Source organism: Acidovorax sp. GW458-11-26-14-TSB4, assembly GCF_059423865.1.
The window spans coordinates 822,573-847,689 of the sequence record NZ_JBWKYR010000001.1 but is presented as its reverse complement, the minus strand read 5'-3'; the positions used below and the strand labels follow the sequence as shown (position 1 = coordinate 847,689).

Below are 25,117 nucleotides of genomic sequence, written 5' to 3'. Positions count from 1 at the left end.
ACGTGCACACGGGATCACACTCCGAACCCAGGGTTTCACCAAGGGTTAACACCATGTCTTGCATGCAAAAATCGGATGCCACCGCCGGCATCGCGCTCGCCAGTCCACATGGGGCAGCGGACACGGCGCAACTTCCCTCGGGCCTGGTGCTGCTGCTCGCCGCCGGTGCCGGTCTGGGCGTGGCCTCGCTGTACTACAGCCAGCCCATGCTGGGCGTGCTGGGGGCGAACATCGGCGCCTCCGGCCAGGCCGTGGGCTGGGTGCCCACGCTCACGCAACTGGGCTATGCGCTGGGCATTTTGCTGCTCGCGCCGCTGGGGGACCGGTGGGACCGGCGCAGCATCATCGTGGCCAAGGCCGCCGCACTGGTGGGCGCGCTGCTGCTCGCCGCGGCTGCGCCCGGCATCGGCGTGCTGCTGTCGGCCAGCCTGGCCATCGGCATCAGCGCCACCCTGGCGCAGGACATCGTGCCGGCCGCCGCCACACTGGCCCCGGCCGCACACCGCGGCAAGGTGGTGGGCACGGTGATGACCGGCCTGCTGCTGGGCATTCTGCTGTCGCGCGTGGTCAGCGGCTTCGTGGCCGAGCATTTCAGCTGGCGCACCATGTTCGTGGCCGCGGCGGCCAGCGTGGGCGCCATCGGCATCGCCGCCTGGCGCGGACTGCCGCGCTTTGCCCCTACCACCGCCCTGCCCTACGGCCAGCTGCTGGCTTCGCTGGGCACGCTCTGGCAGCGCCATGCGCCGCTGCGCCGCGCCGCGCTGGCGCAGGGCCTGCTCTCGGTAGGCTTCAGCGCGTTCTGGTCCACGCTGGCCGTCATGCTGCATGGCGCACCCTTCCACCTGGGCAGCACGGCAGCCGGCGCATTCGGACTGGCCGGGGCCGCAGGCGCCCTGGCCGCGCCCCTCGCAGGGCGGCTGGCAGACCGCAGGGGCCCCGAGCGGGTCACGCGCCTGGGCGCTGGCCTGGCCGCCGTGTCCTTTGCCGCCATGGCAGGGAGCCCCTGGCTCAGCCCTTCAGCCCAGCTATGCCTGCTGGTGGTCTGCGCCATCGGCTTCGACCTGGGCGTCCAGGCCTCGCTGATCGCGCACCAGACCATCGTCTACGGCATCGACCCGGGGGCCCGCAGCCGGCTCAATGCCGTGCTGATGACGAGCATGTTCATCGGCATGGCGGCCGGCGCCGCCCTGGGCAGCCTGCTGCTGGCCCGGTGGGGGTGGATGGGCGTCACGGCGCTGGCAGTGGCGGCCAGCCTGGCGGCCCTGGCCGTGCGCATGGCAGGCGCCCGCGGGCCCGCAGGCGCCGCCGCCTGACGATGCCAGCGCCCAGGCGCAACCGTCCCGGGATCAGGCTCCTGGCGGCACCCACTCGCGTACAAAGCCCGCAGCGTCCTGCCGGGCAGGCGGCTGCAAGCGGTCCTTGGGCGTCCCCATGTACAGAAAGCCGAGCATGCGGTCGCTGGCGCCCAGGCCCAGCGCAGACTTCACGCTGTCGTCGTAGGCATTGACCCCGGTGGCCCAGAAGCCGCCGAAGCCGAGGATGTGCAAGGCGTTGAGCATGTTCATCACGGCCGCGCCGGCAGCCAGCACCTGCTCGCTCTCAGGCACCTTGTGCGGCGCCTTCACATGCGCCACCAGCGCGACGAGCAGGGGCGCCGCCATGGCCTTGGAACGAAAGCGCTCTCCATCATCGTAGGGATCGCGTGCCCGCGCCGCCCGCGCAAACACCTGGCCCAGCGCAAGGCGCGCATCCCCACGCACGACGATGAAGCGCCAGGGCCGCAGTTGCCCATGGTCGGGGGCACGCATGGCAGCGGCGAAGACCAGGTCCAGCGCCGCCGCATCCGGCGCAGGCTCGACCAGCGGCCAAGGCGAATGCCGGCTGAGCAGCAGGTCCATGGCGTGGCGCTGCTCGGGCGACATCGGGGGATGGGGCAAGACCGGACGGGAGGGCTCAGAGACTGACATGGTGTCCTTTGCAAACAAGGCGAAGAGGACACTCCGGCGCCAGCGGGGCGCTTGAGCGATGGCAGCGAAGATCGGTGGCGGGCAGCCTGGAGGCCATGGGCCCGGGCGGTGCCGGAGACCCTGGATCCAGGGGGCTGGCTGGCGCCGGGGGATGTGGCCACGGCAGGGGCGCCATCGTTCACCGGAGTGTCGCAGGGTGAACAGTGGCCATCGTAGAGCAGCGCCCAGCCCGCTGCCCAGGCACCGCTTTTTCACCGGACTCGCGGCAGGGTGTCTTTGCCGCGACCACAGTGGTCTCTCCAGTCCGACTCGAACGGACATGCCCGAAGGCCCCAGGGTTTGAGACCGGTGCGTCTGCCAATTGCGCCATGGAGAGGGTCTTTGAATGGGGTGCACGAACGGAATCGAACCGTCGTCGGCGGGATCACAACCCGAAGCTCTGCCATTGAGCTACGCGCACCATGAGAGAGGAACAACAGATGATGGAGGTGCGGACCGGATTCAAACCGGTGTCTGCGGATTTGCAATCCGCTGCATGGTCGCTTTGCTACCGCACCCTGGGGTGCCTGCGGAACAGGCACCGTAAACTGGCCCCACGTGCACGACTCGAACGTGCAACCCCTTGCTTCGTAGGCAAGTGCTCTGATCCATTGAGCTAACGCGGGAAGAATGGATGGCGTTCCGCAGGGGGATCGAACCCCTGACTTCCTGGGGCCTGTTCACCCTGATTTCGGGGTCGCGAAATCAGGGTGAACGGCCCTGACAGGGAGGCACTCTGGCCACTGAGTTAGCGGAACAAAAATGCTGGTCTGGGTGGCAGGATTTGAACCTGCAGCCTCCTGCGTCCAAGGCAGGCTGTCCACCAGATTGACAGTACACCCAGCAAATAATTGGTGCCCCAGGGGAGAGTCGAACTCCCAGAATTCCGCTTCTAAGGCGGACACGTATGCCAGTTCCTTCACCGGGGCGTGAAGATGAAAAAAAAGCGCTCTCCATTTCGGTTGTGCCCTCGCGCGATGGGCCACGCGCGGCCTGCGCGCGCCCCGTCGACATCGCTGCACAAGGGGGATCGCCATCCCCTGCACATCCCGCCAGGCCGTCCACGCTGCTGTCTTCTGGCGGTGGGGCGAAGGCACACCCGAAATGGTTGTTGTCTGAACCACAGGCGGGGTCACTGCGCCGGTGCCACGCCCAGCCCAGCTCCGCAGCAAGTTGTGAAAGAGCATTGACGGCCTGCGGCACGATCACCTCAGGCACTGAAAACCAAATACAAAGCAAAACAAAAAGGCCCGGAACCTTGCGGTGCCCGGGCCTCTGCGAAGAGAGCTTGGAAGGGAATGCGCCTACGCGTTCCCTCCACCCGGTGGCCAACGATCCTCATCGTGGTCATGTGCGCACAAACCAGTTGCCAGACACGGCAGCAGGCGCAGGACGGCACACGGTGCGGCCACAGCGGCGCGCACGAGCACGCGGCCCGGTGCGGGTTGGCGGCTGGTGAGGGTGGCGGTGGCGTTCATGGCGAATCCTGAAGGAAGGGAGGGCAATCGGTCGAAATGGAGTGCGGTCGAAACCGCGATGGAGGTAACTGTAAAGAGTCTTTACCAAACAGTCAACACCCTGGTGAAGAAAAATTCTTGGGCAATAGCCGTTTTCAGCGCGTCGTCACCGTGCCTTCGCGCAGCTGCAGCACCCGGGCCACAAAGTCCGCATGGCTGCCGGCGGGCTGCTGGAGCAGCGGCAGGCCTGTCGCACGGGCCGCCGCCTCCAGGGCCTGCGGCCAGGACAGGCCCTCGCCCGCCTGCACCAGCTTGCGCGCCTGGGCCCCCAGCACCAGTTCCTGCCCCCAAAAGTACACCTCGCGCGCCTGAACGTGGGACTGCATGCATTGCACGTCGGGCAGCGTGCGTGGTTCTGCGATGCCCAGCCAGATGTCGGCATACAGGAGGTCGACGGGCGGCGTGCCGGGCGCAGGCCGCCATTCCAGGGCATCGGCCTGCACCAGTTCCACCTTTTGCGCAGCCGATGCGGGCAGGCCGTCCAGCACGCGGCACTGCTCGAACAGTTCCAGTACCTCGGCGTCGCGCTCCACCACCGTGACCTTGTCCACCGTGGGCTGAAGCGCGATGTTGGCCGTGGTCCAGCCCATGCCCAGGCCCATCACGACCGTGTGCCCCTGCGCATGGCGGCACGCCAGCTCCTGGCTTTCGATTTCAAAGGGCGAGAGCGACATCCAGGTTTCCCAGCGGTCGCCGGCCCCCTTGCGCAGCAGCACGGCCGAGTCCGCCGCGACGCAGGGACCGCTGTGGTAGCCGCGGTCCAGCCCCACGCCGCCGCGCCGCATCTGCCATTGCCCCACGGCGTACTCGGGGTACGCAGGCATGTACCAGGGGGATTCGAACAACGGCAGGCCCAGGGCCTGCGCCAGTGCGCCAGCCGGTGGTTGCGAAAGGAGGGGGGCGTCGGGAGATGGTGGCATGTGCATGGCAGCCATCTTAGGAACGGGCCACCACCCCGTCCAATGAATCATGGCCGTCCAGCGATGCGCCCGCAATGCAAAACACCCCAGCACCGTTGAAAGTGCTGGGGCGTTAGCTTGTTTGGTGGCCTGGGGCGGAATCGAACCACCGACACAAGGATTTTCAATCCTCTGCTCTACCGACTGAGCTACCGGGCCTGAGCCTCAAATTATAGCCAGAAAATTGGCCTCAAAAAGATTACGGATCAATTTTTTTCAGGCACGCTTGCCGCGGCCCAGGTCGACGCCGAGCTGGCGCAGCTTGCGGTACAGGTGCGTGCGTTCCAGGCCGGTCTTTTCGGCCACGCGGGTCATGGAGCCGCCTTCACGCGCGAGGTGGAATTCGAAGTACGCTTTCTCGAAGCCGTCGCGGGCTTCGCGCAGCGGGCGGTCCAGATCGAAGCCCTGGTGCGAATGCGGGCCGGCTTCCACGCCGGACAGGGCCGTGATCACAGGCACCTGGGTGAAAGGTGCATCGGCCGGTGCGGCGGCCGGGGCCTGCTGCACGGCCGCCGCCGGGGCTGCATGGTGGGCGGCGTTGCGCGCCAGGCCCTGCTCCACCGCCTTGAGCAGCTTCTGCAGGGTGATGGGCTTTTCGAGGAAGGAGAAGGCGCCGATGCGGGTGGCCTCGACCGCCGTGTCGATGGTGGCGTGGCCACTCATCATGATCACGGGCATGGTCAGCACACCGCCGGTGGCCCATTCCTTGAGCAGCGACACACCATCGGTGTCAGGCATCCAGATGTCCAGCAGCACCAGGTCATAGCTGCTGCCGGCACGCGCCGCACGGGCCTGCGTCGCGTTTTCTGCGAGGTCCACGCTGTGGCCTTCGTCGTTCAGGATTTCGGACAGCAGGTCGCGAATGCCGAGCTCATCGTCGACCACCAGAATGTTTGCCATGTGTGTGAAAGCGCCTTGGGAGGTACTGCGGGGCGTGTTGTTATGCCGCCACCGCTGGTTCAGTGGCGAATGATAACGACACTTGGGCGCCCCGCACCACGCCATCTTCGACCCGGTTGGACAGGTCGATGCGGGCTCCGTGCTCGTCTGCGATCTTTTTGACCACCGCCAGACCCAGGCCGGTGCCACGCGGCTTGGTCGTGACATAGGGTTCGAACGCGCGCTGCAGGATGTGCGCGGGAAAGCCGCTTCCGCTGTCCGACACGGTGAGCCGCACGCGGCCGGAGGACTCGCTCCAGCGCGTCGTGATGCGCACGGGCGGCAGGTTTTCTGCACCCGCTGCGCGCGCCTGTTCGGTCGCGTCCTGCGCGTTCTGCAGCAGGTTGTGCACGACCTGGCGCAACTGCTGCGCATCGCCCGCGATCACCGGGCAACGCGCGTCCAGCTCAGCTTTCACGGGGACGGTGGCGTTTTCCTCGCCATACAGATGGAGCACATCGGTCACCAGTGCATTGATGTCCAGCGCGTGCAGTTCGGCGGCTGGAAGGCGTGCGTAATCGCGGAACTCGTTGACCAGGCGCTTCATCGCATCGACCTGCTCGACGATGGTCTTGACCGACTTGGCCAGCACGGCCTGCTCGGTGGCTGCGACCTTGCCGGTGAGCTTCATTTCGAGCCGCTCGGCCGACAGCTGAATGGGTGTGAGGGGGTTCTTGATTTCGTGCGCAAGGCGCCTTGCAACCTCGCCCCAGGCCTGCGCACGCTGGGCCGAAACGATTTCAGAAATGTCGTCAAAAACCAACAGTCGGGTCGAATCCGGCAGTTCCGCACCCCGCGCGATGATGCTGGTGGCGTGCTGCCCTGCCCCGGCGAGCGAGGCATGCAGTTCGAACGGGTGCTGCCAGTGGTCCAGCCCGTGGTGGTCGCGCTCGCCCAGGAAGGCGGCAAACTGCTTTTGCACGGCTGCGGCAAAATCCGCCAGACCCGGCACCTCGGCCAGCGCCTGCCCCTCGTAGGCGGCCATGGGGGCGCGCAGGATGCGCGTGGCGCCCGGGTTGGACGAGCGGATGGTGCCCGCACCGTCGAGCACCATCACCCCGGCGGTGAGGTTGTCCAGAATCGTCTGCAGGTTGGCGCGCGCCGCATCCACCTCGCTCATGCTCTGCTCGACGGCGCCCCGGGCGTCGGCCAGCTGCTGGGTCATGAGCGCGAACGAGCGGGTCAGGCCACCGAGCTCGTCCTTGCCCTGCAGGGCGGCCTTGGGGCTCAGGTTGCCGGCGGCCACCTCGCGAACCCCTTCGGCCAGCACCAGCAGCGGCCGCACCAGCTGGTTGCCCAGCAGCACGGCCAGCAGCACGGCGCCAAAAACGGCCAGGAACAGGCTCAGCGTGAGCGTGCCCACGTACATGCGCCGCAGGCCGCCACGCGCCAGGGCGCGCTCCTGGTACTCGCGGTTGGCCTCCTGCACGGCGATGGCGTTCTCCACCAGGGCGGGCGGCAGCATCAGCGTGGCCTGCAGGTAGCGCGGCTCGGCCAGCAGGCCCACCGTGGGGCTGCTCACCAGGGCGATGATCTTCACGCGCGCGTTCTGCACGGCGGCCGGGTCGGCAATGTCGTCCAGCCCCTCGATCTGGGTCAGCGCCCGTTGCTGGCGCACGGTGCGCAGCAAGGGCACGCCGGGGCGCTCGGGATTCAGGCTGAAGCGGGACTGGCCGGCGCTGGCCACGGCCTGCCCGGCGCTGTTCCAAAGGATGACGTCGGTGGCGCCGAGCTGGTCGCGGATGCGCTCGAGCACCACGCCGGCAGAGGCGTCGGGGATCTGTGCCACCTGGGCGCTGGCCGAGCGCGTCTTGGACGCCATATCGGTCGCCAGGGCGTCGAGCGAGACGCGCGCGAGGTTCACCCCGGCGGACAGCGCGCCTTCCACCTTCACGTCGAACCAGCTCTCGATGGAGCGGGTCACGAACTGGTAGGACACCACATAGATCAGCAGGCCTGGCACCAGTCCGACCAGCGCAAAGATGGCCGCCAGCTTGACCAGCAGGCGGCTGCCGAAGCGGCCCCGCCGCAGGCGCAGCCACAGGCGCACCGCCACCCAGCCCAGCACGGCGAGCAGCAGCAAGGCCACGAGCACGTTCACGCCGAACAGCCAGGCATAGTTGCGCTCGTAGAGCGCCCGGTTGTTGGTGGCCAGCGTCAGCAGAAACAGCAGCACCAGCCCGATGGCGGACATGATGGCCGCCCCCACCCCCACCGCCCAGCGCACGGCGCGGGACTGGCGGGCCGCCAGTTGGGACGAGGCCGACGCGGGCGGCGTGGGCCCGGGGCTCACTTGGCGCCTTCCGGCAAGGCAATGCGCCCTGAGCGCGAGACGAGCAGATTCCAGCCGGAGCGGCCCACGGCGCCTATCTGGAACGGCCGGGGCAGCTGCGACATGTCCAGCCTGAAGCGAAACTGTATCGTATGGCCGGCATCGGCATCGATCGCAGATGCTTCTGCAATCTTCCAGCGCGAAATGCGCTGCATTGCCGAGAGCGCATCTTCCAGATCGTCGAAATTCTGGCCCAGCGCCACCCCCAGGCCGGTGTTGGTGATGGGGGAGGCCGAAGTGCTCAGGCGCCAGCGCCGGGTCAGGGGCTGGTAGCTCAGCCGCAGGTAGCGCGTGGCCTCGGCCACCAGGCGGTCGGACCAGTACCAGCGGTCGCGCATGACCTGCGCTTCCATCACGAAGTACATGGGGATGCCCTTGCGCAAGGCATCTTCGGCAAGCTCGGGCAGGTCGAACTCCAGGCTGGTGCTCAGGTAGATCCCATCGTCCAGGCGCTGCAGGCGCAACTCGGCCACTTCACCGCGGTTGGCTTCCGCCCGGACGGGCAGTGGCCCTATCAGCAAGGTGATCAGCATCAAAAGCGCACCAATCCACACCCAACGAGCTGCGAGGCGCTCAGTCGGCCGATTTTTGCAACAGTGCGTAAAAAAATCCGTCGTGATCACCGAATCGATTGTCCGGGACAGCCCCGTCCTTGTCCGCTGCGCGGGGGATTAAATGCCCGGGCGAGGGGAGCAAATGTGCATCGGTGTTGTGTGCAAGAAACGTTTGCACCTGCGCATCCCCCTCCGCACGGAAGACGGAACAGGTGCAGTACAGCAGCCGCCCGCCGGGTGCGAGCAACGGCCACAGGGTCGCCAGCAATTGCTTTTGCAGCGCTGCCAGCTGGGCGATGTCGGTCTCGCGGCGCAGCCAGCGCACGTCCGGGTGGCGGCGCACGATGCCCGAGGCGGTGCACGGTGCATCGAGCAAAATGGCATCGAATAAAGCGCCGCTACTGGCCGCTGGCAGCCAGGTCTCGGGCTGGGCCGCGTCCGCCACCAGCACCTGGGCGGCCAGGCGCAGGCGGGAGAGGGTCTGGTGGATGCGCTCGGCGCGCGTGGCATCGATCTCCAGGGCCGTGACCTGCAGGGGAGCGCCCTCCCCGGCCATCTCCAGCAGGTGGGCGGTCTTGCCACCGGGGGCGGCGCAGGCGTCCAGCACACGCAGTCTGCGCGTGCGGTCCATGCCGTCCAGCAGCAGCGGGGCCGCCTGCTGCGCCGCCATGTCCTGCACCGACACCCGGCCCTCTGCAAAACCCGGCAGCGCCTGCACCGGCAGCGGCCGGTGCAGCACCAGGCCGTCGGCGCCGGCCGGGTCGGCAGCGGCCCCCATGTCGGCCAGTTCCTGCAGGTACCGGGCCTGGCTGCCCTGCAGCCGGTTCACGCGCAGCGCCATCGGGGCGTGGGTGTTGTTGGCGTGCAGTATCTGCTCCCAGTGCTGGGGGTGGTCCTTCTGCAGGCGCTTGATCCACCACAATGGATGGTTCCAGCGGGCTACGGGATCGGCGTCGGTGGCCGCCACCAGCGCATCGTTTTCACGCAGGAAGCGCCGCAGGCAGGCATTGATGAACGAGGCCTGGGCGCGCGTGGCCGGGTGCCGCTTGGCTGCCTCCACCGCCTGGTTGACGAGGGTGAAGGGCTCGTAGGGCGCATCTTCAGCGCGCCAGCACAAGGCCAGCGCAGTGCACAGCAGGCCATCCGCATCGGGCGGCGGTGGCCGCCGGGCCAGTTGGCGCCGCAGGGCTTCGGCACGCCCCAGATTGCGCAGCACCTGGAACAACAAGGCCTGCACACCCGGGCGCAGCGCAGCGCCCACCGCATCCAGCGCCGCCGTGCCCGAGGCACCGCCGCGGATCGCCTGGAGCACGCCAGCCACCGCGATCAGCTGCTGCCACAGCGCCACCTGCGGTGCCTTGTCGCCCGTCCGGCCGGTGTTGTCCGCCGGCACGGTACTGCGATCAGGGGCGGGGCGGTGCCCTGTGGTCGAGGCGGGTTGGGGTCGGGCTGGTTTCATGGGAAAGCTTGGGGTGCCCGCGCACAGGCGCAGGATCGAAAAGTAACGGGGGCCGGGGCGCGGGGCTCACAGCCCCTTGGCCGCCTTGAAGCCAAACACCCAGGCGAGCAGGCGGGCCGGAAACTGGTGGATGGCGGCATCGTGCTGCTCGGCGGCGTGGTTGATCACCTGCACGGCCAGATCGATCTGCGCGTGGTGCTCTTCCCAGCGGATGGACCAGGGCGCCAGCATTTCCCGGGCACCCGGACCATCGGCCTCGGTCACCACGCTGCGCCAAGTGACATCGAGCACGCTGCGCGCCGCGGTGAGTGCGGCCAGCGCATCGCGCTGCAGCGGCTGCGAGCGCGCCACGGCCAGCGATGCGCCCATCTGCGTGGTGGCGCCGCGCAAGGCCGCCACCTTGGCAGGGTCCAGCACCGGGCCCTGCGGCTGCGGCACATGGTCCGCAGTGCCGCCCGGCACGGCGGGGTCCGAGATGTGGCGGTGGCCCTGGACGGCATCGAATTCACCGAGCAATGCCATCAGGCGCACGAGGTGGGCGTCTACCGCGCCAAAGGCCTGGACCACGGAGGAGCGCAACCGTGTCAGGCGGTTGTAGGCCCCCAGGGCCCAGAACAGCAGGATGGCGACAAGAATCCAGAGAAGAGGCGATGACCACATACACATTGCCTTGGGCGTGCGTTGCTGGAGCAGCCCCTGGCCGAGATAGAGAAAACAACAAGAAACCGTCGGAGCATTCCAGTGCCCCAATAAAAACGCCCCCGGCCTGTCCAAGGACAGGGCGAGAGCGTTTCAGGGACCGGGGTTGCGCCGAACCAGGTCCCCATGCGCCGCGCTGTGCATCGCTGGGGCCTGGTCCGGTGCAGCCAAGGCGCTGGCTCAGTCTGCGGAAGCGTCCGTGGCGGTGCTGGTCGTGCTGCCTTCGACTTCCGGGGCATCGTCCGTCGACGAGGCAGCCATTTCAGCGGCTTCGGCTTCGGCGATGGCGCGGCGCTCGGCGTCGTCCATGGCGTCCTTGGCCTTGCGCGCCTGGTGGTAAGCCATGCCGGTACCGGCAGGGATCAGGCGGCCCACGATGACGTTTTCCTTCAGGCCACGCAGCTCGTCGCGCTTGCCCATGATGGCAGCCTCGGTGAGCACGCGGGTGGTTTCCTGGAAGGAAGCCGCCGAGATGAACGAGTCGGTGGACAGCGACGCCTTCGTGATACCCAGCAGCAGGTTGCTGTAGGTCGCAGGGATCTTGCCTTCGGACTGCAGTGCGTCGTTGGTGTTGAGGATCTCGGAACGCTCGACCTGCTCGCCACCGATGTAGTTCGACTCGCCGACGTTCTCGACCACGACGCGGCGCAGCATCTGGCGAACGATCACCTCGATGTGCTTGTCGTTGATCTTCACGCCCTGCAAGCGGTACACGTCCTGCACTTCATCGACGATGTAGCGCGACAGTTCCTCGATGCCCAGCAGGCGCAGGATGTCCTGCGGATCGGCCGGGCCGTCGACGATGGACTCGCCCTTGTTCACCACCTGGCCTTCGTGCACCAGGATGTTCTTTTCCTTGGGCACGAGCTCTTCGAACACGTGGCCTTCGGGGTCGGTGATCTGCAGGCGGACCTTGCCCTTGGTTTCCTTGCCGAACGACACGGTACCGGTCATCTCGGCCAGCGTGCCCTTGTCCTTCGGGGTACGGGCTTCGAACAGCTCGGCCACGCGGGGCAGACCGCCGGTGATGTCGCGGGTCTTCTGGCCTTCGACCGGAATACGCGCCAGCACTTCGCCGGGGCCCACGTCCTGGCCGTCACGCACCTGGATGAGCGAACCGATCTGGAAGCCGATGGTCACCGAGTGGTCGGTACCAGGGATCTTCACTTCGTTGTTCTGCGCATCGATCAGCTTGACCTGCGGGCGCACGACCTTGGCAGCGCCGCGGCGCTTAGGGTCGATCACCACCAGGGTGGACAGGCCGGTCACTTCGTCCAGCTGCTTGGCAACCGTGAGGCCTTCCTCGACGTTCTCGAACTTCACCTGGCCGGCGAACTCGGTAATGATCGGGCGGGTCAGCGGGTCCCAGTTGGCCAGGATGGTACCGGCCTTGATGGACTGGTCGGCCTTCACCGTCAGCAGGGCACCGTACGGCACCTTGTGGCGCTCGCGCTCGCGGCCATGCTCGTCATGGATGATGATCTCACCCGAACGCGCAATCACCACCAGCTCGCCCTTGGTGTTGCTCACGTAGCGCATCGTGGCGTTGAAGCCGATCACGCCGTTGGACTTGGCTTCCACGCTCGATGCGATGGCAGCGCGCGATGCGGCACCACCGATGTGGAAGGTACGCATGGTCAGCTGCGTGCCGGGTTCACCGATGGACTGGGCAGCGATCACACCCACGGCTTCGCCGAGGTTGATCAGGCCGCCACGGCCCAGGTCGCGGCCGTAGCACTTGGCGCACAGGCCATAGCGGGTTTCGCAGGTCAGTGCGGTGCGCACCTTCACTTCGTCCACGCCGGCGGCTTCGATTTCCTCGATCAGGTCTTCTTCCAGCATCACGCCGGCAGGCACCAGCACCTTGCGGGTTTCGGGGTGCAGCACGTCTTCGGCAGCGGTGCGGCCCAGGATACGGTCGCGCAGCGATTCGATCACTTCACCGCCTTCGACGATGGCGCGCATCAGCGAGCCATTGGCGGTGTTGCAATCCTCTTCGGTCACGACCAGGTCCTGCGTCACGTCCACCAGGCGGCGCGTCAGGTAGCCGGAGTTGGCCGTCTTCAGCGCCGTGTCGGCCAGACCCTTACGGGCACCGTGGGTGGAGATGAAGTACTCCAGCACGTTCAGGCCTTCGCGGAAGTTCGCGGTGATGGGCGTCTCGATGATCGAGCCGTCCGGCTTGGCCATCAGGCCGCGCATGCCGGCCACCTGGCGGATCTGGGCGGCAGAGCCGCGGGCACCGGAGTCGGCCATCATGTAGATGGAGTTGAAGGACTCCTGGTCCACTTCCTTGCCGTGGCGGTCCGTGACCTTCTGCTTGGACAGCTGGGCCATCATCACCTTGGACACTTCGTCGCCGGCCTTGCCCCAGATGTCCACCACCTTGTTGTAGCGCTCGCCCGAGGTCACCAGACCCGAGACGTACTGCTGCTCGATCTCCTTCACTTCCTTCTCGGAGCGCTCGATGATGCCGGCCTTTTGCGGCGGCACCAGCATGTCGTCGATGCAGATGGAGATGCCGGCGCGCGTGGCCAGGCGGAAACCGTTTTGCAGCAGCTTGTCGGCGAACACCACCGTTTCCTTCAGACCGCACTTGCGGAAGGAGACGTTGATGAGCTTGGAGATTTCCTTCTTCTTGAGTGCCTTGTTGATGTTCGAGAAGGGAAGGCCCTTGGGCAGGATTTCGGACAGCAGCGCACGGCCCGTGGTGGTTTCCACCATCTTGGTCTCAGGCACGAACTCGCCGGTTTCCTTGTTCTTGGTCCACTCGGTCAGACGCACGTTGATGCGCGTGGCCAGCTCGACCTCGCCCGCGTCGAAGGCGCGCTGCACTTCGCCGGTGTCGGCGAAGATCAGGCCTTCGCCCTTGCCGTTGATGCGGTCGCGGGTGGCGTAGTACAGGCCCAGCACCACGTCCTGCGAAGGAACGATGGAGGGTTCGCCCGAGGCGGGGAACAGCACGTTGTTGGAGGCCAGCATCAGCGTGCGGGCTTCCATCTGCGCTTCCACCGACAGCGGGACGTGGACGGCCATCTGGTCACCGTCGAAGTCGGCGTTGAAGGCCGCGCAGACGAGGGGGTGCAGCTGGATGGCCTTGCCTTCGATCAGGATGGGCTCGAACGCCTGGATGCCCAGGCGGTGCAGCGTAGGCGCACGGTTGAGCATCACCGGGTGTTCCTTGATGACCTCTTCCAGGATGTCCCATACCACCGGCGTGCCGGATTCGACTTCCTTCTTGGCAGCCTTGATCGTCGTCGCGATGCCCATGGCTTCCAGGCGCGAGAAGATGAAGGGCTTGAACAGCTCCAGGGCCATCAGCTTGGGCAGGCCGCACTGGTGCAGCTTGAGCGTCGGGCCCACGGTGATCACGGAACGACCGGAGTAGTCCACGCGCTTGCCCAGCAGGTTCTGGCGGAAACGGCCGGACTTGCCCTTGATCATGTCGGCCAGCGACTTCAGGGCACGCTTGTTGGCGCCCGTCATGGCCTTGCCACGGCGGCCGTTGTCCAGCAGCGAGTCCACGGCTTCCTGCAGCATCCGCTTTTCGTTGCGGGCGATGATTTCAGGGGCCTTCAGCTCCAGCAGGCGGCGCAGACGCGAGTTGCGGTTGATGACGCGGCGGTACAGGTCGTTCAGGTCGGAGGTCGCGAAGCGGCCGCCGTCCAGCGGCACCAGCGGACGCAGGTCCGGTGGCAGCACGGGCAGCACTTCCAGCACCATCCACTCGGGCTTGATGCCCGACTTCTTGAACGCTTCCAGCACCTTCAGGCGCTTGGCGTTCTTCTTGACCTTGACTTCGGAGCCGGTCAGGTCGCCGCGCAGGCGTTCGATCGACAGGTCGATGTCGATGGATTCCAGCAGGTCCTTGATGCCTTCGGCGCCCATCTTGGCGATGAACTCATCGCCGTATTCCTTGCGCTTGGCGTCGTAGTCGTCCTCGGACATGATGCTGAACTTCTTCAGCGGGGTCATGCCGGGGTCCGTCACCACGTAGGCTTCGAAGTACAGCACGCGTTCGATGTCGCGCAGCGTCATGTCCAGCACCAGGCCCAGGCGCGAAGGCAGGGACTTCAGGAACCAGATGTGGGCGCAGGGCGCGGCCAGGTCGATGTGGCCCATGCGCTCGCGGCGCACCTTGGTCTGCGTGACTTCAACGCCGCACTTCTCGCAGATCACGCCGCGGTGCTTGAGGCGCTTGTACTTGCCGCACAGGCATTCGTAATCCTTGATGGGACCGAAGATCTTGGCGCAGAACAGGCCATCGCGCTCGGGCTTGAACGTGCGGTAGTTGATGGTTTCGGGCTTCTTCACTTCGCCGAAAGACCACGAACGGATCTTCTCGGGCGAAGCCATGCCGATGCGGATGGCATCGAAGTGCTCATCCGGCGTGAATTGCTTGAACAGGTCGAGTAGCGATTTCATAGTGACTCTTTCCTTTTCCGCTTAGGAGCGTTCCAGCTCGATGTCCAGGCCCAGCGAACGGATTTCCTTGACCAGCACATTGAACGATTCCGGCATGCCGGCTTCGATCGCGTGTTCGCCCTTGACGATGGACTCGTACACCTTGGTACGACCGACCACGTCGTCGGACTTGACCGTGAGCATTTCCTGCAGCACGTAGGCGGCACCGTAGGCTTCCAGTGCCCACACTTCCATTTCCCCGAAACGCTGGCCACCGAACTGGGCCTTGCCGCCCAGCGGCTGCTGCGTGACCAGGGAGTACGGACCCGTGGAACGGGCGTGCATCTTGTCGTCCACCAGATGGTGCAGCTTCAGGTAGTGCATGTAGCCGATGGTGGTGGGGCGCTCGAAGCGGTCACCGGTGCGGCCATCGTGCAGGTAGGCCTGCGTGCGCGTGGGCGTCAAGCCCTTGCGCGCGGCCAGGTCGTCCGGATACGCCAGCTTGAGCATGTCCATGATTTCTTCTTCCGAAGCACCATCGAACACGGGGGTCGCGTAGGGCACACCGGCCGTCAGGTGCTGCGCCATGGACAGCAGGTCGTCGTCGGTCAGCTGCGACAGGTCTTCCTTGCGGCCGCGCGAGTTGTAGACCTCTTCGAAGAAGGCACGCAGCTCGCTCGCCTTGGCTTCCTGCTGCAGCATGTCGCCGATGCGCTGGCCAATGCCCTTGCCGGCCCAGCCCAGGTGGACTTCGAGCACCTGGCCGATGTTCATCCGCGAGGGCACGCCCAGCGGGTTCAGCACGATGTCGGCAGGGGTGCCGTCGGCCATGTAGGGCATGTCTTCGACCGGAACGATCTTGGACACCACACCCTTGTTGCCGTGGCGGCCGGCCATCTTGTCACCAGGCTGCAGGCGGCGCTTGACGGCCAGGTAGACCTTGACCATCTTGAGCACGCCAGCCGGCAGCTCGTCGCCTTGCGTGAGCTTCTTGCGCTTTTCTTCGAAAGCCAGGTCGAAGCTGTGGCGCGTCTGCTCCAGGGCGTTCTTGATGGATTCGAGCTGGGTGGCGACTTCGTCTTCCGCAGGGCGGATGTCGAACCAGTGGAACTTCTCCACCGAAGCCAGGTAGGCCTTGTCGATCTTCGTGCCCTTGGCCAGCTTCTGCGGGCCGCCGTTGGCCACGCGGCCGTTGAGCAGCTTCTCGATACGGTCGAAGGCGTCGGCCTCGACGATGCGCAACTGGTCGTTCAGGTCCAGGCGGAAGCGCTTGAGTTCATCGTCGATGATCTGCTGGGCGCGCTTGTCGCGCTGGATGCCTTCACGGGTGAACACCTGCACGTCGATCACGGTGCCTTGCGAGCCCTGGTCCACGCGCAGCGAGGTGTCCTTCACGTCGGAAGCCTTCTCGCCGAAGATGGCGCGCAGGAGCTTCTCTTCGGGCGTGAGGGTGGTCTCGCCCTTGGGCGTGACCTTGCCGACCAGCGTGTCGCCGGGCTGCACTTCGGCGCCCACGTAGATGATGCCGGACTCGTCCAGGCGGTTCAGTTGCTGCTCGGACAGGTTCGGGATGTCGCGCGTGATTTCTTCCGCGCCCAGCTTGGTGTCGCGGGCCATGACCACCAGTTCCTCGATGTGGATCGAGGTGTAGCGGTCTTCGGCCACCACGCGTTCGGAGATCAGGATCGAGTCTTCGAAGTTGTAGCCGTTCCAGGGCATGAAGGCGATCAGCATGTTCTGGCCGATGGCGATTTCGCCGAAGTCCGTCGATGCGCCGTCGGCAATCACGTCACCCTTGACCAGCATGTCGCCCTTCTTGACGATGGGGCGCTGGTGGATGTTGGTGTTCTGGTTGGAACGCTGGTACTTGATGAGGTTGTAGATGTCCACGCCCACTTCACCGGCAACGGCTTCGGCGTCGTTCACGCGCACCACGATGCGGGTCGCGTCCACGTAGTCCACCACACCGCCACGGTTGGCCGTGACCACGGTGCCGGAGTCGACAGCCGCTACGCGCTCGATACCCGTGCCCACCAGGGGCTTCTCGGGACGCAGCACAGGCACGGCCTGGCGCGACATGTTGGCGCCCATCAGCGCGCGGTTCGCATCGTCGTGCTCCAGGAACGGAACCAGCGAGGCAGCGACCGACACGATCTGCGCGGGCGACACGTCCATGTACTGAACGCGGTCGGCGCCGCACAGGATGGATTCACCCTTTTCACGGGCCGACACCAGGTCGCCCGAGAGGCGGCCATCCTTGTCGAGCACGGCGTTGGCCTGCGCGATCACGTACTTGCCTTCTTCGATGGCCGACAGGTAGTCGATCTCGTTCGTGACCTTGCCATCCACCACACGACGGTACGGGGTTTCGATGAAACCGTACTCGTTGAGGCGGGCGTACAGGGCCAGCGAGTTGATCAGGCCGATGTTCGGGCCTTCAGGCGTTTCGATAGGGCAGACGCGGCCGTAGTGGGTCACGTGCACGTCGCGCACTTCGAAGCCTGCGCGTTCGCGGGTCAGACCGCCCGGGCCCAGTGCGGAAACACGGCGCTTGTGCGTGATTTCTGCCAGCGGGTTGGTCTGGTCCATGAACTGCGACAGCTGCGAGGCGCCGAAGAATTCCTTCAGCGCGGCCGAGATCGGCTTGCTGTTGATCAGATCGTGGGGCATCAGCGGCTCTTGCTCGGCCTGGCCCAGACGCTCCTTCACGGCCTTCTCGATACGTGCCAGGCCGGTGCGGTACTGGTTTTCGGCCAGTTCGCCCACGCAGCGCACGCGGCGGTTGCCCAGGTGATCGATGTCATCGACTTCGCCGTTGCCGTTGCGCAGGTCCACCAGGATCTTGACCACGGCCAGAATGTCCTCGTTGGACAGCACCATGGGGCCGGTGGATTCGTCGCGGCCGATCTTGGCGTTGAACTTCATGCGGCCCACGCGCGACAGGTCGTACGTGTCGGGGTTGTAGAACAGGCGCTGGAACAGGGCCTGCACGGCGTCTTCCGTTGGCGGCTCGCCGGGACGCATCATGCGGTAGATGGCCACGCGCGCAGCGAACTCGTCCACCGTCTCGTCGATGCGCAGGGTCTGCGACATGTACGCGCCCTGGTCGAGTTCGTTGGTGTAGATGCACTGCACGTCCTGGATGCCGGCCACGCGCAGCTTCTTGAGCAGCGTCTCGGTCAGCTCGTCGTTGGCCTTGGCGATGATTTCGCCGGTGTCCGTGTCGACGATGTTGCGGGCCACCACGCGGCCGATCAGGAAGTCTTCGGGCACGCTGATGTGCGTGGTGCCGGACTGCTCCAGTTCACGGGTGTGGCGCGCGGTGACGCGCTTGTCCTTGGCGACCACGACCTTGCCCGACTTGTCGGTGATGTCGAAACGCGCCACTTCGCCACGCAGGCGCTCGGGCACGAACTCCATCTGCGCACCGCTGTCCATGATGCGGAAGTTGTCGTTCACGAAGAAGTTCGCGAGGATGGACTCGGGGTTCAGGCCGATGGCCTTGAGCAGGATCGTGACCGGCATCTTGCGGCGACGGTCCACGCGGAAGTACAGGATGTCCTTCGGGTCGAATTCGAAGTCCAGCCAGGAACCGCGGTAGGGGATGATGCGTGCGGAGAACAGCAGCTTGCCCGAGCTGTGGGTCTTGCCCTTGTCGTGCTCGAAGAACACGCCTGGCGAGCGGTGCAGCTGCGAAACGATCACACGTTCCGTGCCGTTGATGATGAAGGAGCCCTTCTCGGTCATCAGGGGCACTTCGCCCATGTAGACCTCTTGTTCCTTCACTTCCTTGACCACCTTGGACTGCGAGGTCGAAGACTCGCGGTCATAGATGATCAGCTGCACCTTGGCGCGCACGGCCGAGGCGAAGGTCAGGCCACGGGTCTGGCACTCGCGCACATCGAAAGCCGGCTTGGCCAGGTTGTACTCGATGAACTTCATCTCCACAAAACCGTTGTGGGAGACGATGGGGAAGGCCGCGTCAAAGGCGGCTTGCAGCCCTTCAATGGTCCGTTTCTGGGGTGCTTTGTCAGCCTGCAGGAAAGCGGTGTATGCGTCCTTCTGCATCTGCAGCAGATAAGGGACTTCCAGCACGCTGTCGCGGCTGCCGAAACTTTTGCGGATTCGCTTGCGTTCGGTATAGGAATAGGCCATGAGATCTCCGGGCAAAGACATGAGTCCTGGGTCTTCGACGACTGACCCGCAAAGGCTCTCCTCCTTGCGGGCTTGGCGGTTGGCCACTACCAACCATGGCGGACGGCGATGCGTTGCACATCACCCGAACCAAGGCATCTTCTGCTGTCGGGGTTGTCAGAAGACACTCGAAAGCCCGCTTTGGCACAGCGGCTTTCGGGTGCGCTCTGAAAGCGCCAAAGGCTGGAGGCCCGCGAGGAGCACTCCAGCCCTTGCAAGGGACCGAATTACTTCAGTTCAGCCTTGGCGCCAGCTTCCACCAGCTTCTTGACTGCTGCTTCGGCGTCGGCCTTGGCAATAGCTTCCTTGACGTTCTTTGGAGCGCCGTCCACCAGGTCCTTGGCTTCCTTGAGGCCCAGGCCGGTGATTTCGCGCACTGCCTTGATGACGGACACCTTGTTGGCGCCGGCTTCGACCAGAACCACGTTGAATTCCGTCTTCTCTTCTGCAGCTGCAGCAGCACCGCCGCCGCCGCCGGCAGCGGGTGCAGCCATGGCTGCAGCGCTCACGCCAAACTTCTCTTCAATGGCCTTCACCAGGTCATTGAGTTCCAGAACCGTCATGCTGTCCAGCGCGGTCAAAAATGCGTCTTTATCGAATGCCATTTTGATTTCCTAACAATTGTGTTGGTTGACTGCCCGGCTATCAAGCCGCTGCAGGTTCGGCGGCCACAGGGGCTGCGCCTTCGCCTTTTTTCGCCGCCAGTGCGCCCAGCACAACGGCCGTACGCGACATGGGGGACATAAGCAAGCCACAAATCTGGGCCAGCAGCACTTCCTTGGAAGGAATGTTGGCCAGTTGCTTAACGCCGTTGACATCCAGGGCCTTGCCACCGAAAGCGCCACCGCGAATCACCAGCTTGTCGTTGGTCTTCGCGAAATCGGCCACCACCTTGGCGGCGGCCACAGCGTCTTCGGAGAAGCCGTAGATCAGCGGACCGGTCATCTGGTCGGCCACCACGTCAAATGCGCTGCCAGCCACAGCACGGCGGGCCAAGGTGTTCTTCAGAACACTCAGGCTCACGCCCTTGCTGCGGGCATCAACACGCAGTTTGGTCATGTCGGCGACCGTGATGCCGCGGTATTCCGCGATCACAAGCGTTTGAGCTTTTGCGGCGAGGCTGGTCACTTCATTGATGACCGCTTCTTTCTCACTGCGATTAAGACTCAAGGTCTACTCCTTAAAATGCGCACTCGGCGATGGCCTCGTGCACGCTCTTGTTGCAGCGACCAACTGTTCAGGAAAATTTCCATCTGCAGCGGGATCGCCATCTGCGTTGGCGCCTTTTGTGGCTTTAAGCGCGACCGACTCGCGCACCAACGGTCTTGGATGGCCCGGGACTATCGAAACAGCCCCGGCCCACCACATCGGACCCGCCCGAAGGCCGGCCCGAAGATTTCTTGCAATTACGCTGCGATGGTCTGCGTATCCACGCGGACGCCCAGGCCCATCGTGGAGGACACGGCCACCTTGCGCAGGTACAGGCCCTTGCTGGTTGCGGGCTTGGCCTTGTTCAGGGCTTCGATCAGTGCCGACAGGTTGCCTTGCAGCTTGTCGTTGTCGAACGAGCGGCGACCGATCGTGCTGTGCACGATACCGGCCTTGTCCACGCGGAACTGCACTTGACCAGCCTTGGCGTTCTTCACAGCCGTAGCGACGTCAGGCGTCACGGTGCCCACCTTGGGGTTGGGCATCAGGCCGCGTGGGCCCAGGATCTGGCCCAGCGTACCGACGACGCGCATGGCGTCAGGGGCAGCGATCACCACGTCGAAAGGCATGTCGCCGGCCTTGACCATGGCGGCCAGGTCGTCCATGCCGACGATGTCGGCGCCAGCGGCCTTGGCTTCTTCAGCCTTGGCGCCCTGGGCGAACACGGCCACGCGGGTCGTCTTGCCAGTGCCGTTGGGCAGCACCACGGCGCCGCGAACCACCTGGTCGGACTTCTTGGCATCGATGCCAAGCTGAACGGCCACATCGATGGATTCGTCGAACTTGGCCGTAGCGGCTTCCTTCACGATCGCAACTGCTTCAGCGAATGCGTACAGCTTGGTGCTGTCGACCTTGCCTTGCAGGGCTTTTTGCTTCTTGGTCAGCTTGGCCATTTTACAAACCCTCCACCGTCACGCCCATCGAGCGTGCAGAGCCGGCCAGCGTGCGCACAGCGGCGTCGACGTTGGCAGCGTTCATGTCCTTCATCTTGGTCTTGGCGATTTCTTCGAGCTGCTCGCGCGTGATCTTGCCGACCTTGGTCTTCAGAGGGTTCGAGGAACCCTTGTCGAGCTTGATGGCCTTCTTGATCAGAGTCGTCGCAGGCGGCGTCTTGATGATGAAGGTGAAGCTCTTGTCTGCGAAAGCCGTGATGACCACGGGCAATGGCAGGCCTGGCTCAACGCCCTGGGTCTGCGCATTGAATGCCTTGCAGAACTCCATGATGTTGAGGCCACGCTGACCCAGTGCTGGGCCGATCGGTGGGGATGGGTTGGCCTTACCAGCTGGAACTTGCAGCTTGATAAAACCGACGATTTTCTTCGCCATGCTTTACTCCTTGCGGGTGATAACGCCTTGGCCATGTGGCCGCAGCTCCCCGGGGTTAACGACTCAACACACTTTCATCCGCACCGAGCCGAAAGGTGCGGCATCCAAAAAATGGCAGGCTCAGGTCTTCTCGACCTGGCCGAATTCGAGCTCCACCGGGGTGGAACGACCGAAGATCATGACGGACACCCGCACACGGCTCTTCTCATAATTCACTTCTTCCACCGAACCATTGAAGTCGGTGAATGGGCCTTCCTTGACACGGACCAGCTCGCCCACCATGAACTCCACCTTGTGGCGGGGCTTCTCGGTGCCTTCCTGCATCTGGCTGACGATCTTCTGCACTTCGTCCTCCGAGATGGGGGCGGGACGGTTCTTCGCGCCGCCCACGAAACCCGTGACCTTGTTGGTGTGTTTCACCAGGTGCCACGTGTCGTCGTCCATGACCATCTCAACGAAGACATAGCCAGGGAACAGGCGGCGCTCGGTGGTCTTGCGCTGGCCGTTCTTCATTTCCACGACTTCTTCGGTGGGAACGAGGATGCGGCCGAACTTGGTCTCCATGCCCGAACGGCCGATGCGCTCCACGATGTTGCGCTCGACCGCCTTTTCCATGCCCGAGTAGGCATGGACGATGTACCAGCGCAGATCGGGATTGCCCGAGGCGGCAGGTGCAAGAGCCTCGGCTCCGGTGGTTTCCACAGGGGTGGTCGTCATGCTTACTTCCTCCAGCCCAAAAGCAGGTCGTACAGAACCCATTCCAGGGTCTTGTCGGTCGCCCACAGGAAGATCGACATGATGACGACAAATGCGAACACGTAGACCGTCATCTGCAAGGTTTCCTTGCGGGTGGGCCATACGACCTTTTTCACTTCGCGCCAGGCCTCGCGCGCAAACGCGACAAACTGCCGGCCTGGCTCGGACACCAGGAACACGGCAGCGGCAGCAACCAGTCCGACGATCAATGCGGCCCACTGGGCAATCGCACCCTGCTTGCTCAGCAAGTAAAAGCCAGCGACCGATGCAATCACCAGCGCAGCCACAGCAGCAAGCTTGGCTTTGTCAGCACCGGTATTGACGGTTTCAACCTGGGAAGTGGCCATGTGTATTGTTTCCTGCTCCGATTCGCGGCGTCGCCCAAGACGCCGAAGCCCGCCAGGGTCTGGCGGGCTTGTTGGGTGCCACTGTTCAGGTGGCAGGGGCAGTAGGAATCGAACCTACAACCTTCGGTTTTGGAGACCGACGCTCTGCCAATTGAGCTATACCCCTGTAACGCTATTAGGCGATGATCTTGGCAACCACGCCGGCGCCGACGGTACGGCCGCCTTCACGGATGGCGAAGCGCAGGCCTTCTTCCATGGCGATGGGGTTGATCAGCTTGACGGTGATCGACACGTTGTCGCCTGGCATGACCATTTCCTTGTCCGCTGGCAGCTCGATGGCGCCGGTCACGTCGGTCGTGCGGAAGTAGAACTGGGGACGGTAGTTGTTGAAGAACGGGGTGTGGCGGCCGCCTTCGTCCTTGCTCAGCACATACACTTCAGCCGTGAAGTGGGTGTGCGGCTTGATCGAGCCGGGCTTGCACAGCACCTGGCCGCGTTCCACGTCTTCACGCTTGGTGCCGCGCAGCAGCAGGCCAACGTTGTCGCCAGCCTGGCCCTGGTCCAGCAGCTTGCGGAACATTTCCACGCCGGTGCAGGTGGTCTTGACGGTGTCCTTGATACCGACGATTTCGATTTCTTCGCCGACCTTGATGATGCCGCGCTCGATACGGCCGGTCACCACGGTGCCGCGACCGGAGATCGAGAACACGTCTTCCACGGGCATCAGGAAGGCGCCGTCCACAGCGCGCTCTGGCGTGGGGATGTAGTTGTCCAGTGCGTCAGCCAGCTTCATGATGGCTTCTTCGCCCAGGGCGCCCTTGTCGCCTTCCAGGGCCAGCTTGGCGGAGCCGCGAACGATCGGGGTGTCGTCGCCTGGGAAGTTGTACTTGTCCAGGAGTTCGCGCACTTCCATTTCGACGAGTTCGAGCAGTTCTTCGTCGTCCACCATGTCGCACTTGTTCAGGAACACGATGATGTAAGGCACACCCACCTGGCGGGCCAGCAGGATGTGCTCGCGGGTCTGGGGCATGGGGCCGTCAGCGGCCGAGCATACCAGGATGGCGCCGTCCATCTGGGCAGCGCCGGTGATCATGTTCTTCACATAGTCGGCGTGGCCGGGGCAGTCCACGTGGGCGTAGTGGCGGTTGGCCGTTTCGTATTCCACGTGTGCGGTGTTGATCGTGATGCCGCGGGCCTTTTCTTCAGGGGCTGCGTCGATCTGGTCGTATGCCTTGGCTTCGCCGCCGAACTTGGCCGACAGCACCGTGGCGATGGCCGCCGTCAGGGTCGTCTTGCCGTGGTCCACGTGGCCGATCGTACCCACGTTGACGTGGGGCTTGGTCCGTTCGAACTTACCTTTTGCCATTTTTCCGACTCCGAAAAAAATCTACAACTACACAACGAAATTTCGGCGCACCCGAACAAACTTCGGGTGCGCCTGAAGGTGGTGCCCATGGCGGGAATCGGACCCGCGACCTCTCCCTTACCAAGGGAGTGCTCTACCACTGAGCCACATGGGCATTGAAACCGCTTGCGCGACCTCAAAAAAACTTCTTCTCAACCAACCAGCAAACCGAACAATGGAGCGGGAGACGGGAATCGAACCCGCGTCATTAGCTTGGAAGGCTAGGGTTCTACCATTGAACTACTCCCGCACAGCCAACTTACCACTGGCCTTGCGGCCCCAACCCCCCAAGGGCCTGCCGCAACCTGCTTTCATCTGCTTCTACTGGTGGAGGGGACTGGATTCGAACCAGTGTAGGCGTAAGCCAACAGATTTACAGTCTGCCCCCTTTAGCCACTCGGGCACCCCTCCGGAGAATCTCGAATTATAGCACTGGTTTTTTACGCTTCCGAGAGAACTCGCACGAAAAAACCCAACACCACATTTCACCCGGGTCGCCACGCCTTGCCGCCGATGCATGCACTGGCCGTTGCCACCCGAGACTGCGATTCTATGCCAGCTGCAAATGCCCCGGCAACTCAGTCGTGCATGTGCACAAAAAAATGGCCCCGCCTCAACCACAATCCCACACCAAGCGGCGGTCCTCCTACGGATTTGCATTCGACCGTATGACCAGACGGGCGCCGCTGACAGCGCTGCAGCGCGGCAAGGCGAACCAACTCTCGTTGGCGGTTGAAGGCAAATCCGTATCAGGGGTCCGAACGCCGGTGGATGCGGATGGGCTGCTCCTTTGCTGGCGCTGGTGGCGGGGCATCGCAGCCGTCGCAGCCGCAGCCGGCACTGGCACGCAACGCCACCTTGCCGAAATAGCGCGCCAGGAAGCCCGGCAGCGGCAGGCGCAACGCCGCCCGCGCAAGTGCGCGGCGGGCCACCGCGGGTGCCAGGCTCCAGCCCGCATACACGGCGCAGGCAGCCACGAGCACCAGCACGATCCACATCTGTCCTTGCATA

At 64.6% G+C, this 25,117-nt stretch carries 18 protein-coding genes and 12 tRNA genes; 1 reads left to right on the top strand and 29 read right to left on the bottom strand.

Translation table 11 applies throughout. The features are described 5' to 3' along the window. Positions 1 to 53 precede the first annotated feature (53 nt). A complete protein-coding gene (locus AC07X5_RS04070) occupies positions 54 to 1,313 on the top strand; it encodes an MFS transporter (RefSeq protein WP_494769124.1) in 1,260 nt (419 codons plus the stop codon). A gap of 33 nt (positions 1,314 to 1,346) precedes the next feature. On the opposite strand, the gene AC07X5_RS04065 is transcribed toward AC07X5_RS04070, so the two are convergent. The 29 genes from AC07X5_RS04065 to AC07X5_RS03925 all read right to left on the bottom strand — a co-directional run bounded on the left by AC07X5_RS04065 (position 1,347) and on the right by AC07X5_RS03925 (position 25,116). Further along, positions 1,347 to 1,922: a nitroreductase family protein gene (locus tag AC07X5_RS04065; RefSeq protein ID WP_494769457.1), complete on the bottom strand. Its 576-nt coding sequence runs from the start codon at positions 1,920 to 1,922 to the stop codon at positions 1,347 to 1,349. Positions 1,923 to 2,258: 336 nt separating this feature from the next. Then, a tRNA-OTHER gene (locus AC07X5_RS04060) sits at positions 2,259 to 2,343 on the bottom strand. A gap of 10 nt (positions 2,344 to 2,353) precedes the next feature. Beyond that, positions 2,354 to 2,427, bottom strand: a tRNA-His gene (locus tag AC07X5_RS04055). A 23-nt stretch (positions 2,428 to 2,450) separates the two neighbouring features. After that, positions 2,451 to 2,524, bottom strand: a tRNA-Cys gene (locus tag AC07X5_RS04050). A gap of 31 nt (positions 2,525 to 2,555) precedes the next feature. Continuing rightward, a tRNA-Arg gene (locus AC07X5_RS04045) sits at positions 2,556 to 2,632 on the bottom strand. A gap of 9 nt (positions 2,633 to 2,641) precedes the next feature. Then, a tRNA-OTHER gene (locus AC07X5_RS04040) sits at positions 2,642 to 2,764 on the bottom strand. Positions 2,765 to 2,772: 8 nt separating this feature from the next. Beyond that, positions 2,773 to 2,850, bottom strand: a tRNA-Pro gene (locus AC07X5_RS04035). Positions 2,851 to 2,858: 8 nt separating this feature from the next. After that, a tRNA-Leu gene (locus AC07X5_RS04030) sits at positions 2,859 to 2,935 on the bottom strand. A 683-nt stretch (positions 2,936 to 3,618) separates the two neighbouring features. After that, entirely contained in the window at positions 3,619 to 4,449 is an 831-nt protein-coding gene (locus AC07X5_RS04025; RefSeq protein WP_494769123.1) for a hypothetical protein, read from the bottom strand. Positions 4,450 to 4,565: 116 nt separating this feature from the next. Further along, a tRNA-Phe gene (locus tag AC07X5_RS04020) sits at positions 4,566 to 4,641 on the bottom strand. 57 nt (positions 4,642 to 4,698) lie between these two features. After that, positions 4,699 to 5,382 (bottom strand): response regulator, encoded by a 684-nt coding sequence (locus tag AC07X5_RS04015; RefSeq protein WP_494769122.1) that lies wholly within the window; start codon positions 5,380 to 5,382, stop codon positions 4,699 to 4,701. A gap of 40 nt (positions 5,383 to 5,422) precedes the next feature. Next, positions 5,423 to 7,714, bottom strand: coding sequence for a sensor histidine kinase (locus AC07X5_RS04010; RefSeq protein ID WP_409963838.1), 2,292 nt, complete (start codon positions 7,712 to 7,714; stop codon positions 5,423 to 5,425). Continuing rightward, positions 7,711 to 8,286 (bottom strand): DUF4390 domain-containing protein, encoded by a 576-nt coding sequence (locus tag AC07X5_RS04005; protein ID WP_494769121.1) that lies wholly within the window; start codon positions 8,284 to 8,286, stop codon positions 7,711 to 7,713. The genes AC07X5_RS04010 and AC07X5_RS04005 overlap by 4 nt, the downstream gene beginning before the upstream one ends. A gap of 40 nt (positions 8,287 to 8,326) precedes the next feature. Continuing rightward, the gene (gene rsmB / locus AC07X5_RS04000; RefSeq protein WP_494769120.1) at positions 8,327 to 9,766 is read right to left on the bottom strand and encodes a 16S rRNA (cytosine(967)-C(5))-methyltransferase RsmB; all 1,440 of its coding nucleotides are present in this window, start codon (positions 9,764 to 9,766) and stop codon (positions 8,327 to 8,329) included. Positions 9,767 to 9,832: 66 nt separating this feature from the next. Beyond that, positions 9,833 to 10,426 carry a LemA family protein gene (locus AC07X5_RS03995; RefSeq protein ID WP_409963844.1) on the bottom strand — a complete coding sequence of 198 codons (594 nt, stop codon included), beginning with the start codon at positions 10,424 to 10,426 and terminating at the stop codon, positions 9,833 to 9,835. Between the two features lie 219 nt (positions 10,427 to 10,645). Beyond that, on the bottom strand, positions 10,646 to 14,890 hold the full coding sequence (gene rpoC / locus AC07X5_RS03990) for a DNA-directed RNA polymerase subunit beta' (RefSeq protein ID WP_494769119.1): 4,245 nt from the start codon (positions 14,888 to 14,890) through the stop codon (positions 10,646 to 10,648). 21 nt (positions 14,891 to 14,911) lie between these two features. Continuing rightward, positions 14,912 to 19,024, bottom strand: a complete 4,113-nt coding sequence (gene rpoB / locus AC07X5_RS03985) for a DNA-directed RNA polymerase subunit beta (RefSeq protein ID WP_494769118.1) — start codon at positions 19,022 to 19,024, stop codon at positions 14,912 to 14,914. Positions 19,025 to 19,290: 266 nt separating this feature from the next. Further along, complete coding sequence (rplL, locus tag AC07X5_RS03980; protein ID WP_494769117.1) at positions 19,291 to 19,668, bottom strand: 50S ribosomal protein L7/L12; 378 nt, start codon at positions 19,666 to 19,668, stop codon at positions 19,291 to 19,293. Between the two features lie 40 nt (positions 19,669 to 19,708). Continuing rightward, positions 19,709 to 20,233, bottom strand: a complete 525-nt coding sequence (rplJ, locus tag AC07X5_RS03975; protein WP_492230446.1) for a 50S ribosomal protein L10 — start codon at positions 20,231 to 20,233, stop codon at positions 19,709 to 19,711. A gap of 236 nt (positions 20,234 to 20,469) precedes the next feature. After that, positions 20,470 to 21,165 (bottom strand): 50S ribosomal protein L1, encoded by a 696-nt coding sequence (gene rplA / locus AC07X5_RS03970; RefSeq protein ID WP_409962809.1) that lies wholly within the window; start codon positions 21,163 to 21,165, stop codon positions 20,470 to 20,472. 1 nt (position 21,166) lies between these two features. Further along, on the bottom strand, positions 21,167 to 21,598 hold the full coding sequence (gene rplK / locus AC07X5_RS03965) for a 50S ribosomal protein L11 (RefSeq protein WP_007850051.1): 432 nt from the start codon (positions 21,596 to 21,598) through the stop codon (positions 21,167 to 21,169). Between the two features lie 120 nt (positions 21,599 to 21,718). Further along, a complete protein-coding gene (gene nusG / locus AC07X5_RS03960; protein ID WP_409962812.1) occupies positions 21,719 to 22,315 on the bottom strand; it encodes a transcription termination/antitermination protein NusG in 597 nt (198 codons plus the stop codon). Between the two features lie 2 nt (positions 22,316 to 22,317). Next, positions 22,318 to 22,701: a preprotein translocase subunit SecE gene (gene secE / locus AC07X5_RS03955; RefSeq protein ID WP_494769116.1), complete on the bottom strand. Its 384-nt coding sequence runs from the start codon at positions 22,699 to 22,701 to the stop codon at positions 22,318 to 22,320. Positions 22,702 to 22,791: 90 nt separating this feature from the next. Beyond that, a tRNA-Trp gene (locus AC07X5_RS03950) sits at positions 22,792 to 22,867 on the bottom strand. 9 nt (positions 22,868 to 22,876) lie between these two features. Further along, complete coding sequence (tuf, locus tag AC07X5_RS03945; protein WP_494769087.1) at positions 22,877 to 24,067, bottom strand: elongation factor Tu; 1,191 nt, start codon at positions 24,065 to 24,067, stop codon at positions 22,877 to 22,879. Positions 24,068 to 24,146: 79 nt separating this feature from the next. Continuing rightward, a tRNA-Thr gene (locus AC07X5_RS03940) sits at positions 24,147 to 24,221 on the bottom strand. Between the two features lie 61 nt (positions 24,222 to 24,282). Continuing rightward, positions 24,283 to 24,356: transfer RNA gene (locus AC07X5_RS03935), tRNA-Gly, on the bottom strand. Positions 24,357 to 24,431: 75 nt separating this feature from the next. Then, positions 24,432 to 24,517: transfer RNA gene (locus tag AC07X5_RS03930), tRNA-Tyr, on the bottom strand. Positions 24,518 to 24,855: 338 nt separating this feature from the next. Beyond that, on the bottom strand, positions 24,856 to 25,116 hold the full coding sequence (locus tag AC07X5_RS03925; protein WP_494769115.1) for a DUF6587 family protein: 261 nt from the start codon (positions 25,114 to 25,116) through the stop codon (positions 24,856 to 24,858). Position 25,117: the final 1 nt, after the last annotated feature.